Source organism: Streptomyces sp. NBC_00829, assembly GCF_045161795.1.
Classification (GTDB): Bacteria; Actinomycetota; Actinomycetes; order Streptomycetales; family Streptomycetaceae; genus Streptomyces.
In genome coordinates, this window is the sequence record NZ_CP108867.1 from 5,036,127 (window position 1) to 5,049,132 (window position 13,006).

11 protein-coding genes, 1 other RNA gene and 1 pseudogene are annotated in these 13,006 nt (G+C 69.8%); 10 read left to right on the top strand and 3 right to left on the bottom strand.

Translation table 11 applies throughout. The features are described 5' to 3' along the window. Positions 1-10: 10 nt before the first annotated feature. Both smpB and ssrA read left to right on the top strand, forming a co-directional pair. Positions 11-490 (top strand): SsrA-binding protein SmpB, encoded by a 480-nt coding sequence (gene smpB, locus OG293_RS22145; RefSeq protein ID WP_406000522.1) that lies wholly within the window; start codon positions 11-13, stop codon positions 488-490. A gap of 108 nt (positions 491-598) precedes the next feature. After that, positions 599-969, top strand: a transfer-messenger RNA (tmRNA) gene (gene ssrA / locus OG293_RS22150). Positions 970-1,067: 98 nt separating this feature from the next. Here ssrA and OG293_RS22155 read toward each other — a convergent pair. Next, positions 1,068-1,490 carry a hypothetical protein gene (locus OG293_RS22155; protein ID WP_406000523.1) on the bottom strand — a complete coding sequence of 141 codons (423 nt, stop codon included), beginning with the start codon at positions 1,488-1,490 and terminating at the stop codon, positions 1,068-1,070. 92 nt (positions 1,491-1,582) lie between these two features. After that, complete coding sequence (locus OG293_RS22160) at positions 1,583-2,848, bottom strand: MFS transporter (protein ID WP_406000524.1); 1,266 nt, start codon at positions 2,846-2,848, stop codon at positions 1,583-1,585. An 83-nt stretch (positions 2,849-2,931) separates the two neighbouring features. On the opposite strand from OG293_RS22160, the gene OG293_RS22165 reads away from it, so the two are divergent. From OG293_RS22165 to OG293_RS22190, 6 genes are all read left to right on the top strand, one after another. After that, positions 2,932-3,897, top strand: a complete 966-nt coding sequence (locus OG293_RS22165; protein ID WP_406000525.1) for a LysR family transcriptional regulator — start codon at positions 2,932-2,934, stop codon at positions 3,895-3,897. A 153-nt stretch (positions 3,898-4,050) separates the two neighbouring features. Then, positions 4,051-4,722, top strand: a complete 672-nt coding sequence (locus tag OG293_RS22170) for a hypothetical protein (RefSeq protein WP_406000526.1) — start codon at positions 4,051-4,053, stop codon at positions 4,720-4,722. A gap of 72 nt (positions 4,723-4,794) precedes the next feature. Then, complete coding sequence (locus OG293_RS22175) at positions 4,795-6,918, top strand: bifunctional polysaccharide deacetylase/glycosyltransferase family 2 protein (RefSeq protein WP_406003676.1); 2,124 nt, start codon at positions 4,795-4,797, stop codon at positions 6,916-6,918. Further along, on the top strand, positions 6,915-8,126 hold the full coding sequence (locus OG293_RS22180; RefSeq protein WP_406000527.1) for an acyltransferase: 1,212 nt from the start codon (positions 6,915-6,917) through the stop codon (positions 8,124-8,126). The genes OG293_RS22175 and OG293_RS22180 overlap by 4 nt, the downstream gene beginning before the upstream one ends. 126 nt (positions 8,127-8,252) lie before the next feature. After that, positions 8,253-9,593, top strand: coding sequence for a nitrate/nitrite transporter (locus OG293_RS22185; RefSeq protein ID WP_406000528.1), 1,341 nt, complete (start codon positions 8,253-8,255; stop codon positions 9,591-9,593). 96 nt (positions 9,594-9,689) lie between these two features. Beyond that, positions 9,690-10,829, top strand: a complete 1,140-nt coding sequence (locus tag OG293_RS22190) for a uroporphyrinogen-III synthase (RefSeq protein WP_406000529.1) — start codon at positions 9,690-9,692, stop codon at positions 10,827-10,829. On the opposite strand, the gene OG293_RS22195 is transcribed toward OG293_RS22190, so the two are convergent. Further along, the gene (locus tag OG293_RS22195; RefSeq protein WP_406000530.1) at positions 10,778-11,335 is read right to left on the bottom strand and encodes a DUF1772 domain-containing protein; all 558 of its coding nucleotides are present in this window, start codon (positions 11,333-11,335) and stop codon (positions 10,778-10,780) included. The genes OG293_RS22190 and OG293_RS22195 overlap by 52 nt on opposite strands. Positions 11,336-11,444: 109 nt before the next feature. On the opposite strand from OG293_RS22195, the pseudogene OG293_RS22200 reads away from it, so the two are divergent. Further along, positions 11,445-11,585 (top strand): annotated as a pseudogene (locus OG293_RS22200) (GNAT family N-acetyltransferase); the annotation flags it as partial. A gap of 124 nt (positions 11,586-11,709) precedes the next feature. After that, the gene (locus OG293_RS22205) at positions 11,710-12,981 is read left to right on the top strand and encodes a serine hydrolase domain-containing protein (RefSeq protein ID WP_406000531.1); all 1,272 of its coding nucleotides are present in this window, start codon (positions 11,710-11,712) and stop codon (positions 12,979-12,981) included. The last annotated feature ends 25 nt before the right edge of the window (positions 12,982-13,006 follow it).

A 13,006-nucleotide genomic window follows, 5' to 3' on the forward strand; every position in this document is an offset into this window, starting at 1 on the left:
TGTCCGCACTATGGCTAAGGAAACAGGGCGCAAGCTGATCGCGCAGAACAAGAAGGCGCGGCACGACTACACGATCCTCGACACCTACGAGTGCGGTCTCGTGCTGACGGGTACCGAGGTGAAGTCGCTGCGTCAGGGGCGGGCCTCACTGGTGGACGGCTTCATCCAGATCGACGACCACGAGGCCTGGCTGCACAATGTGCACGTCCCCGAGTACTCCCAGGGGACGTGGACCAACCACAGCGCGCGGCGCAAGCGGAAGCTGCTGCTGCACCGCGCCGAGATCGACAAGCTGGAGTCGAAGGCGCAGGAGAGCGGTCACACCATCGTGCCGCTGGTGCTGTACTTCAAGGACGGCCGGGCGAAGATCGAGATCGCGCTGGCCAAGGGCAAGAAGGAGTACGACAAGCGCCAGACCCTGCGCGAGAAGCAGGACCGGCGTGAGACGGACCGGGCGGTCTCCGCGGTGCGCCGCCGTCAGCAGGCCTGACCCGGCCTGCCGCACCGGCCCGCAGGAATACGCTGGCACCCTCGGGCGTTGGTCACGTACGATGGCACCTGCACCTCACAGCGGGTGCGCGTTTTGAAAAATCAACATGGGGATGATCGGTTTCGACAGCGGCTGTCGAAGCAGGGGAAGCGAGCCGAGGAAGCGGCAATGATCTCGTAAACCATATGTCGCAAACAACAAGTGCCGATAACAAGAGCACTCAGTTCGCCCTCGCTGCCTAAGTAGCGACTAGCGAACTTGTCAGCCCGGGGCTGTTCCCGACCCGGATCCTGGCATCAGCTAGGGAACTAAACCTCTAAGCCCGGTCACGGGGAGTAGAGGGAAATCAAACAGTGACTGAGCCCGTCGGAGACTTGTCCGCGTGATCTCCGGGGCCGAGAAAATCGCAGCGGACTGCGCTCGGAGAAGCCCTGATTCTGCACCGTTGGACGCGGGTTCGATTCCCGCCATCTCCACTCATCCCATGTGAGACGAAGGCCCGGCTGTCGTGACAGCCGGGCCTTCGTCATGGGCGCGTGGGCTTGTGGGCTCGTGCGCGCCCGGTCCGTCCGGGTCGTCAGGCCGGCGGCTGATAGCCGGTCAGCGTGCCGAGCAACTGGTCCATCTCGGTGCGCCAGATGCGGTGCACATTCATCCGGGTCGGCTGCGCCTGACCGGGCAGATGGAAGCGGAACGAGCTCCAGACGGCATTGCGCTTGATGTCGCCGATCATTCCCTGGACCTCGGCCGGGGTCAGGGCGAAAGCGATCTCCCGCGGGCGGTTGCTCATCCGGCCAGCCTTGTGCACGACCACGGCCTGATCGGTCACGGTGACGAAGTAGTACGTCAAAAAGGCCTGGCCTATCAGACCGAGCATGCTCATCAGCCACACGCTGGGGCCCGCGACGGCCTGGATGGTGACGATCGGCCGGTCGCCCGGATTGGCCTGGGCGATGGCCGCCGCCACCTGCTGCTGAATGGTTGCCTTCTTCATGGCCATGGGCCCTCCCCGGAGCGGAACGTAAGCCCCCGGATCGGGGGCGGTGCAGCGTATCGCCCTGCCCTCACGGGGCGGCCTTCGGGGGGTGCATGTCAGGAACGTTGTGGCCGGGCCGCCGACAGCAGCAGTGCCGCCGTGGCCGCCGCGACGGGCACCACGTAGCCGTGCACCGTGCCCAGGTGCTCCGCGGCCCACCCGCCGGTCGCCGAGCCGGCCGCGATACCGCCGAGGATCGCGGTGACGGCGAGTGACATGCCCTCGTTGAGACTGCTCGGCGGGGTCAGCCGCTGGACCAGGGTCATTCCGGTCACCATCGTGGGAGCGGTCGCCGCACCCGCCAGCAGCAGGGCTCCCGCGAGGACCGGGGCCGAGCCCGTGCGGGCGGCGAGCAGGGGCAGGGTCATCAGCGCGGTCATGGCCCCGAGGCAGGCCGTCAGCCGGCCCCGCAGACTGCGGGCGGGACGTACCGATCCGTAGAGCAGCCCGGCAGCACAGGACCCCGCGGCCTGCAACCCGAGCAGCAGGCCTGCCGCCGGGCCGTTCAGGTGAGCGATGGTGGTGACCTCCAGCGAGCCGAAAACGGCTCCGGTGGCGAGGAAGACCGCGAGCAGCGCGGCCATGCCCTTCGTCCGCAGCGGGGAGCGTGCCCCGGGAGGGCGGGCGGCGACCGGCGGTTCGGTGGCGCGCTGGGCCGTGAAGATCAGCACGCCGGTCACCATCAGGACCGCGCCCGCCAGGGTCCCCGCCTCCGGGAAGAGAGCCGAGCACAGGAGCGCTGCGAGCACCGGCCCGAACATGAAGCACAGTTCGTCGGCCGCCTGCTCGAAGGAGTTCGCGGTGTGGAGCGCGGCCGGGTCCCCACGGTGGAGATACGCCCAGCGGGCCCGGGACATGCCGCCCGTATTGGGGGTGGTGGCGGTCGCGGCGTACGCGGCGAAGAGCGTCCAGTCCGGGGCACCGAGGCGTACGCACAGCAGCAGCGCGAGCGAGCCGAGCGCCGCGAGCGCGGTGGCGGGCACCGCGACCCGGGCCTGTCCGTGCCGGTCCACGAGCCGCGCGGTCCACGGCGCGACCAGAGCGGTGGCGGCGAGGCCGGTCGCGGTGACGGCTCCGGCGAGGGCGTAGGAACCACGGGCCCCGGCGATCATGATGACGGCGCTCACGCTGAACATGCCCATGGGGAGGCGCGCGAGGAGGTTGCCCGCGGTGAAGGCGCGCGCGCCGGGGGTCGCGAAGAGCCGCCGGTACGGGGAGAGGCTCAGGCCCTTCCTCCGCCCCGGCCCCGGGTCCTCGAACGCGGGACAGGCCGGGTGCGCCTGTGAAGCGGTCGTCGGACAGGAGTCGGGGGAGTGCGGCATGGGTCAAGCCTCCGGGCGGCGGCCGGGCAGCGTCCAACACCTGATCAGGGGAGATTGACGCACCAGCGTTGTAGATTCGGCGGGTGCCCCGAGATCTGGACCCCCGGCTGCTCCGCGCCTTCGTTGCCGTCGCCGACGAGCTGCACTTCACCCGCGCCGCCACCCGCCTGTTCGTCGCGCAGCAGGCCCTGAGCCGTGACGTCCGGCGGCTGGAGCGGGAGTTGGGCGCCGAGCTGTTCGTACGGACCACCCGGCAGGTGACGCTCACCGGCGACGGCGAACGTCTGCTGCCCTACGCGCGGCGCGTGCTGCAGGCGCAGGACGAACTTCTCTCGGCCGCCTCGGGATCCTCGCGGCCACTGCTCGTCGATCTCAACAGCGAGGGCATGGCATCGGGTCGGGTGCTGGCGCGGGCGCGCGAAATTGCCCCGGAATGTGAGCTGATGGCCCGGTTCGAGAGCGGGCTGACCGGTGCCGCCGCCGAGATCGTCGCCGGGCGGCTCGACGTCTCCTTCGGGCGCTTCGCCGGCCTCGACCCCGCCGTGCGGGCCCTGCTGTCCCACCAGCTCGTGCGGTACGAGCAGATGGCCGTCCTGCTGCCGCACGACCATCCGCTCGCGGAACGCGCGAACATCCCGTTGAACATGCTCGCCGGTGAGCACGTATATGCCGGTGCGGGCAATCCGCGGACGTTGGAGTGGACGGATCTGGCGCGGCGGCTCTTCGCGGGGCGAGGGATCGCCGTCGCGCCTCCCGCGCCCGTCGCAATCGGCTTCGAGGAGTTCCGGCGCGTCATGGCCAAGACGCGCAACCCGGTCCTGGCGGTAGTGGACTTTCCGGCCATGCCCGACACGGTTCTGCGCCCCATCGTCGACCCGGTGCCACTGTCGCCTCTCTCGCTGGTGTGGCGCAAAGGGACCCGTCACCTGGGAGTGGACGCCCTGAGGTCGGCGGCGGCCGAATTGGCCGCGCAAGAGGGGTGGCTGGAACGTGACCCCAATGCATGGTTGCCGGAAGGTGATATGCCGCTGATGCGTGACAACAACTGACACAAGGGCACGAGAGGTCACCGGCGTGCGCTACATTCTTGGTCAGGGTGAGTGTGGTAGAGGGCGCGCAGGTTTGGGTGGGGACCCACTCCGGCAACTGCCGGGGAGACGTGCGCGCACCAAATCCAGCCAGTGGGGGAAGTGCGTACAACCGTGGACAATTGGCAAGAAGATGCTCTTATCGGGCATACGCACGAGCCGAACGAGATCACTGTTCAGCTCGACGGCCTTGGCCGAAAACTATGGGATCTGCCTGCCGCTCCGGCCGTCCAAGAGGTCTCCGACGGGCCGGTTTTCGTCGATGAGAGCGGTCGGCGGAGCAAGAAGTTCCGTCGCCTCGGCTGGGTGGTGGTCATCGCCTGCGCCTGCTACGCCGTCACGCTCGCCGTCGCCCTCATCGGCGGCAACTCCACGGCGCCGCTGCTGCCCGGCTTCGGCCAGAGCGAGAAGGAGCAGACCGACAAGGTCGAGATACAGCCTGCTCCCAGCAGCAGCGCGTCCGCGACGACCTCCCCGGGCGCCATACCCGGCTCGCCGAACCCCACTGACTCCACAGGCGCCGTGGTGCAGCCGTCCGGCGGCCCGTCGAGCGCCACCACCGGCACCGGCGGCCCCACCGCCCCCGGCGTCTCCAGCTCCTTCGCGCCCAGGCCTTCCGGTGGCATCGTGCCCGCACCGGGCGGCGGCCCCTCGGTCACCTCCTCGCCCGGTGGCGGCGGAAGCGATCCCGGCCCCGGTCCGGACCCCAGCCCCTCGGGGCCGGCGCCGTCCGATCCCGGCCCCTCCGCCCCCACCGATCCACCTGTGCAAGAAGGCGCGCTCTAGATGACACTCTCCGACAGCAGGGCCCAGCGGAAGCGGCACCGGGCCCGGCCCGTCGCGCGCCGCAAGATGCCCATGCGCTACGCGCTGCCCGCCTTCATCCTGGTCGCCCTGTTCGCCATGCTGATGCTGCGCGGCTATGTGCACAGCGAGATCCTCGCGGACCATCGCATCCGGCCGCCGGCCCCCACCGGCCAGGTCCCGGACAAGATCCTCGAGGGCGGACCGGTCATCGACGCCCGTGACAAGGCCGATCCCAAGGCGCTCACCGTTCCGGACCACCGGCTGGTGCTGACCTTCGACGACGGCCCGGACCCCGTCTGGACGCCGAAGGTCCTGGACGAACTCAAGAAGTACAACGCGCACGCCGTCTTCTTCGTCACCGGCACCATGACGTCGCGCCACCCGGAGCTGGTGGAGCGGATGGTCCGCGAGGGCCACGAGGTCGGACTGCACACCTTCAACCACCCCGACCTCTCCTTCCAGTCCACCGGGCGCATCGACTGGGAGCTCTCGCAGAACCAGCTGGCGCTCGCGGGCGCGGCCGGCATCCGCACCTCGCTGTTCCGCCCGCCGTACTCCTCCTTCTCCGACGCCCTGGACGACAAGTCCTGGCCGGTCACCCAGTACATCGGCAGCCGCGGCTACATCACGGCCTTCAACAACACCGACTCCGAGGACTGGAAGCGCCCCGGCGTCGACGCGATCATCAAGCAGGCGACCCCCAAGGGCACCCGCGGTTCGATCGTGCTGATGCACGATTCCGGCGGTGACCGCTCGCAGACCGTCGCGGCCCTCGGCCGGTTCCTGCCGGATATGAAGAACCGGGGCTACCGCTTCACCAACCTCACCGAGGCGCTCGGCGCGCCCAGCGCGCACACCGAGGTCACCGGCCCCGAGCTGTGGAAGGGGAGGGCCTTCGTCTCCGCCGTGGCCTTCTCCGAGGCCACCACCGAGGTTCTCGTCGTCGGCCTCGCTGTGATCGGCGTGCTGGTCTTCGCCCGCTTCGGCCTGATGCTGATCCTCTCCTTCGCGCACGCCCGCAAGGTGCGCCGCAAGGGCTTCAGCTGGGGCCGTCCGGTCACCGAACGGGTCTCCGTGCTGGTCCCGGCGTACAACGAACGCGAGTGCATAGCCAATACGGTCCGCTCCCTGATGTCGAGCGACCACTCGATCGAGGTCATCGTCATCGACGACGGCTCCTCCGACGGCACGGCCGACATCGTCGAGGCGCTGGGCCTGGCCAGTGTCCGTGTCGTGCGCCAGCAGAACGCCGGCAAGCCCGCCGCGCTCAACAACGGCATCAGGCACGCCCGCTACGACATCGTCGTGATGATGGACGGCGACACCGTCTTCGAGCCCTCCACCGTGGGCGAGCTGGTCCAGCCCTTCGGCGACCCGCGCGTCGGCGCGGTCGCCGGAAACGCCAAGGTCGGCAACCGCGACAGCCTGATCGGCGCCTGGCAGCACATCGAGTACGTGATGGGCTTCAACCTCGACCGCCGGATGTACGACCTGCTGGGCTGCATGCCCACCATCCCCGGCGCGGTCGGCGCGTTCCGCCGCGAGGCGCTGGAGCGGGTCGGCGGAATGAGCGAGGACACCCTCGCCGAGGACACCGACATCACCATGGCCATGCACCGCGACGGCTGGCGCGTCGTCTACGCCGAGAAGGCCCGCGCCTGGACCGAGGCCCCCGAGAGCGTGCAGCAGCTGTGGTCGCAGCGCTACCGCTGGTCGTACGGCACCATGCAGGCCATCTGGAAGCACCGCGGCGCGCTGGTCGAGCGAGGGCCCTCGGGCCGCTTCGGCCGGGTCGGCCTGCCGCTGGTATCGCTCTTCATGGTGCTTGCTCCGCTGCTGGCCCCGCTGATCGACGTGTTCCTGCTCTACGGACTGGTCTTCGGCCCCACCGAGAAGACGATCGCCGCCTGGCTGGGCGTGCTTGCGATCCAGCTGGTCTGCGCCGCGTACGCGTTCCGGCTGGACCGTGAGCGCCTGACCCATCTGGTCTCGCTGCCGCTCCAGCAACTCCTCTACCGGCAGTTGATGTACGTCGTGCTGCTCCAGTCCTGGATCACCGCCCTCACCGGTGGCCGGCTGCGCTGGCAGAAGCTGCGGCGTACCGGAGCGGTGGAGGCGCCGGGCGTCATCCCGAGCCCGCGCCGTGGCGCCGACGACCGGAGGCCCGTCGCATGAGCCACGCAGCCACCGCCGCCTCCGCCCCCGGCACGGCGCCCGCGGCCCCGGCCGCGCGCCGCCCCGGCCGCGACCGCTATCTCGACCTGCTGCGTTTCATCGCCCTGATCCGCGTGGTCGTCTACCACATCTTCGGCTGGGCCTGGCTGACGATCCTCTTCCCGTCCATGGGCGTGATGTTCGCGCTGGCCGGCTCGCTGATGGCGCGCTCGCTCTCGCGGCCCGCGGTCGGCGTGATCCGGGGCCGGATCCGCAGGCTGCTGCCCCCGCTGTGGGCGTTCTCGGCGTTCCTCGTGCCGCTGATGTTCATCGGCGGCTGGAAGCCCGCCAAGGGGGACGGCGCCCTGTGGTGGTGGGCCGACCTCCTCAACTACCTCTTCCCCGTCGGCGCCCCGCCGTTCCCCTGGCACCTCGGCTCCGATGCGGGCCTCGTGGAGGACACCTGGGCGGTGCAGGCGGGTGAGCCGCTCTGGTATCTGCGCACCTACCTCTGGTTCGTGATCGCCTCACCGCTGCTGCTGTGGGCCTTCCGCAGGGTGCCGTGGGCGACGCTGGCCGCGCCGCTGGCCCTGTGCGCCGTCGTCGGCACCAACCTGGTGACGATCCCCGGCGAGACGGGCTACGCGATCGTCGACTTCGCCACGTACGGCGCCTGCTGGGTGCTGGGCTTCGCCCACCACGAGGGCGTGCTCAAGAAGATCCCGCGTCATCTCGCGATCTCCGGCTCCATCCTGGTGATGGCCTTCGGCCTGTGGTGGGCCTCGGGCCACCAGACCCAGGACGGCTGGGACCTGAACGACATCCCGCTGGGCCAGGCCACCTGGTCCTTCGGCTTCGTGGTGATCCTGTTGCTGTCCTCACCGTCCTGGCAGGAACTTCCCGGGAAGCTGGCCCGCTTCGACAAGTGGGTCACGCTGTTCAACAACCGGGCCGTGACGATCTACCTCTGGCACAACGCCTTGATCATGATGACGGTCCCGCTGCTCGATCTGCTGTGGGAGATCCCTTGGGTGGATGTGCATCTGGACAGCTTCCTGGAGACGTTCTTCGACGTCCTGATGTTCGCGCTGGTCTGGCCGCTGATCGGGCTGATGATCGTGGCCGTGGGCTGGATCGAGGACCTGGCGGCGAAGCGGAGCCCGAGGCTGTGGCCGAACGGCGCCAAAAAGGCGGCGCGGAAACGGAGGGCGGAGCCCGAACCGCGGTAAAGGTCTCACACCGGCACCCGCCGCCGGGTGAGAGCAAGGTTTCTCACCGGTCACCTCACGCCACCGGGGCTGAAACGCCCTCTCCATAGCGTCCCTACCACGACCCGAGGACCGTGGAGGCGCGTGATGGCTGGCCGGTGGATTGAGCAGTGGGACCCCGAGGACGAGACCTTCTGGCAGGACAAGGGGGAGAGGATCGCCCGGCGCAACCTGGCGTTCTCGATCCTCTCCGAACACATTGGCTTCTCGATCTGGACCCTGTGGTCCGTCCTGGTCCTGTTCATGGGACCGGAGTACGGCATCGACCCGGCCGGGAAGTTCTTCCTGGTGGCCATGGCCACACTGGTGGGCGCCTTCATCCGGGTTCCGTACACCTTCGCCGTCGCCCGCTTCGGCGGACGCAACTGGACGATCGTCGCCGCGTCCATGCTGCTCCTGCCCACGATCGCGGCCTTCGTGGTGATGGAGCCCGGGACCTCGTACACCACGTTCATGCTGGTCGCGATGCTCACCGGCGTGGGCGGCGGAAACTTCGCCTCCTCCATGACCAACATCAACTCCTTCTTCCCCCTGCGGAAGAAGGGCTGGGCGCTCGGACTGAACGCGGGCGGCGGCAACATCGGGGTGCCTGTCGTGCAGCTGGCAGGGCTCGCGGTCATCGGGGCGTCCGGCGGTCCGCGGATGCTGCTCGGGATCTATCTGCCGCTCATCGCCGTCTCCGCTATCTGCGCCGCGCTCTACATGGACAACCTTGCCCCGGTCAAGAACGACACCGGGGCGGCGAAGGAGACCGCGCGTGATCCGCACACCTGGATCATGGCCTTCCTCTACATCGGCACCTTCGGGTCCTTCATCGGCTACAGCTTCGCCTTCGGTCTGGTCCTCCAGACCCAGTTCGGGCGCACTCCGCTCCAGGCCGCGTCCATCACCTTCATCGGCCCGCTGCTGGGCTCGCTGATCCGGCCGGTGGGCGGCCGGCTCGCCGACCGCTTCGGCGGCGCGCGCATCACCCTGTGGAACTTCCTCGGGATGGGAGCGGCCACGGCGGTCGTCGTGCTCGCCTCCGTACGGGAGTCGCTGGCGCTGTTCACCACCGCGTTCATCGTGCTCTTCGTGCTCACCGGCATCGGCAACGGCTCGACGTACAAGATGATCCCCGGCATCTTCCACGCGAAGGCGCTCTCGAAGGGCATGTCCGGCGAGGCGGCGGCCACGTACGGGCGGCGGCTGTCCGGAGCCTCCATGGGGCTGATCGGCGCGGTGGGCGCGCTCGGCGGGCTCGGCATCAACCTCGCCTTCCGCCAGTCCTTCCTCACCGAGGGCACCGGAACCTCCGCCTTCGTCGCCTTCCTGGTCTTCTACGCGGCCTGTTTCACCGTGACCTGGGCGGTATACCTTCGCCGGCCCGCGGTCGCCGCGCAGCCGGTCGCGGAGGCGAAGCCGCAGCTCAGCTACGCCGAGGTGTAACACCGGGGAAATCCTGGCGAACCGAGCCTGTCACGCTCCATTGGCAGGCTCGGTCTGCCACATCCGTACAGGGTGGGACAGAGTGGGGACGATCACATGCACGACCAACAGCACGGGCCACTGGCCGGATTCACCGTCGGTGTGACCGCGGCCCGGCGCGCCGACGAGCTCGGTGCACTGCTCCGCCGCCGAGGTGCCACCGTCCTGCACGCCCCCGCCCTGCGCATCGTCCCGCTCGCCGACGACGCCGAACTCCTTGCCGCCACCAAGGAACTCATCGACCACGCGCCCGACGTCGTCGTCGCCACCACCGCGATCGGATTCCGCGGCTGGGTGGAGGCCGCCGACGGCTGGGGGTACGGCGAGGAGCTGTTGGACCGGCTTCGGGGGGTGGAGCTGCTGGCCCGCGGGCCGAAGGTGAAGGGTTCCATCCGCGCCGCCGGGCTGACCGAGGAGTGGTCCCCGGCCTCCGAGTCCATGGCCGAGGTGCTCGACCGTCTGCTCGCCGAGGGTGTCGCGGGCCGCCGGGTGGCGCTCCAGCTGCACGGCGAGCCGCTGCCCGGCTTCGTGGAGTCGCTGCGGGCCGGCGGAGCCGAGGTCGTCGTCGTCCCCGTCTACCGCTGGATGGCGCCGGAGGATCTCGCCCCCCTCGACCGGCTTCTGGACGCGACCGTCACGCGCGCCCTCGACGCGCTGAGCTTCACGAGCGCCCCGGCCGCCGCATCGCTGCTGACCCGCGCCGAGGCCCGCGGCCTGCTCCCCGAGCTGCTGCACGCCCTCGACCACGACGTGCTGGTCGCCTGCGTGGGCCCGGTCACCGCGCTGCCGCTGCAGGCCCGGGGCGTCACCACCGTGCAGCCGGAACGCTTCCGGCTCGGGCCGCTGGTGCAGCTGCTCGGCCAGGAGCTGCCCGCACGGGCCCGTACGCTTCCGGTCGCCGGACGGCGTATGGAGATCCGCGGCCATGCCGTCCTCGTCGACGAAGAGCTGCGGCCCGTGCCGCCCGCCGGGATGGCACTGCTGCGGGCCCTGTCCCGGCACCCGGGCTGGGTGGTCTCGCGCTCCGAGCTGCTGGGTACGCTGCCAGGCGCCGGCCGGGACGAGCATGCCGTCGAGACGGCCATGGCCCGGCTGCGTACGGCGCTCGGCGCGCCCAAGCTCATCCAGACCGTGGTGAAGCGGGGTTACCGGCTGGCGCTGGACCCGGCCGCCGACACGAAGTACGCGGACGCCTGACGCACGACGGACGTGGCCCGCCACAGGCACACCAGGGAGGCCGTGCCCAGTACCAGGCGCACCGCGTTCCAGGTGACCCACGGGTCCTCGAACCTCTCGCGCACGGCGGCGGGATCGGCGATGCGCGCGGGATTCCCTGCGGCGGCCAGCTGGTCGTTGAGGGGGACGTTCACCGCCGAGGTGACCAGGAGGACGGCGGCGTACAGCACCAGCCCCGCCCGTGCCCACCAGCGGGCCGGGGATCTGCGCTGCTGCCGGCAGGCGACGGCGCTTACCACCAGCGCGCCGAAGAAGCCCGCGAAGAATACGGGGTTCTGGATCACGTCGTTGATGTTCTGCATGACCTCGATGAAGGTCCGGTCGTCGCTGCGTGCCAGCGCCGGCATCACCGAGGTCGTGTACGCGTACCAGACGCCGGCCACGAGACCGTTCGTCACCACCGCCGCCCCGAGGACGATCCGCGCGCTCCGGCTCTCCGCCTGGGTCTCTGCCCTGTTCTGTGTCATGTGACCAGTCAAGTGGCGGCCGTTGGCGGCGACCATGGCCGAGCGTCGCAGGAGCATGTGCGGGCGTCTACGGTACGCGGGATGAGCCATGCCCCCTCCCTCCGCGTTGCTGCACGGCACGGCCTCCCAACGGGTTTTCGCCCTCTGCGGTTTTGAGCCGATCGGTGTGGCCCCGCGCCATCCGCGCATCGAAGGCGAGTGGCGTGATCACGGGCTCTACCAGCGCATTCTCCATGACGACCCGCCGACGCCCCGACACTCAGGGGCAGTTGCCGGCCGTGGCGTGCAACCTGACGGGGCGTCCAGCGCGTATAGACGTTGCCGACGCCCGCATCCGCGGCGGCGGCTCGTTTCTGAATGGGGAGAAGAACCAGATGGTCTCAGGCATGGTGGGCAGGGGCACGGCGCTGGGCGCGGTCCTGCTGTCGCTTCTGGCGGTCCCCGCGCAGGCCGCATCCGCGGTCACGGCGGACGGCAGCCCCAGGACTGACTCGGCGGCGACCGGCAAGCGGATGCCGGCGCCCGATCTGGAGGGGCTCCAGGCGGTGCTGCGCGAGGCGCTGACCAAGGGCGCGCCCGGCGCGATGGCGAGAATCGACGACCACGGCACGGTCCACCGGGCGACGGAGGGCGTCGCCGACAAGGCCACCGGCCGGGCGATCAGCACACAGGACCGTTTCCGCATCGGCAGCGTCAGCAAGAGCTTCTCCTCGGTGGTCCTGCTCCAACTCGTCGACGAGGGCAGGCTCGACCTCGACACCTCGGTCAACACCTATCTGCCGGGGCTGCTGCCCGACGACCGGATCACCGTGCGGCACCTGATGAGCCACCGCAGCGGGCTCTACGACTACACCAACGACATGTTCGAGAAGACCGTTCCGGGCTTCGAGACCGTACGGAACAAGGTCTTCACGTACCAGGAGTTGGTGAACCTGTCGCTGGCGAAGCCGCTCACGGGGCAGCCGGGGGCCGCGTACCAGTACTCCAACACCAACTTCGTCGTCGTCGGCATGCTCATCGAGAAGCTCACCGGTCGCCCGGTCCACACGGAGTACCGCAAGCGGATCTTCGAGCCGCTGAAGCTGCGCGACACCTTCTACGTCCACCCCGACACCGCCCTGCCGGGCCGGCACACCAAGGGCTACCTCACGCCCGACGAGGCCGGCGCGCCGCTCGTCGACTCCACCAACCAGACCGTCTCCTGGGCCCAGAGCGCGGGCGCGGTGATCTCCAGCGCCAAGGACCTCGACACGTTCTTCTCGTCGCTGGTGCGCGGCAAGCTGCTCTCCGCCGAGCGGCTGGCGCAGATGGAACAGTGGACGCCGGTCAACAGCACCCAGGGGTACGGCCTCGGGCTGCGCCGCCGTGATCTGTCCTGCGGAGTCTCCGTGTACGGGCATACGGGCACCGTCCAGGGCTACTACACGTACTCCTTCACCTCGAAGGACGGGAAGCGCAGCATCACCGCCCTCGCCAACACCTCCAACAACGGCACCGTGCTCGGCGTGATGGCCAAGACCCTGGACTCCGCCTTCTGCGGCAAGCCGGCCACACCCGCCGCCGCCCGCAGCGCCGCGCCCGTGAAGCGGAGCGCCGCGCCCGCGAAGCAGTACGAGGACATCGCGCCGGGCGTCGCCCGCGACTGATCCGGACAGTGCGGCCGGACCTCAT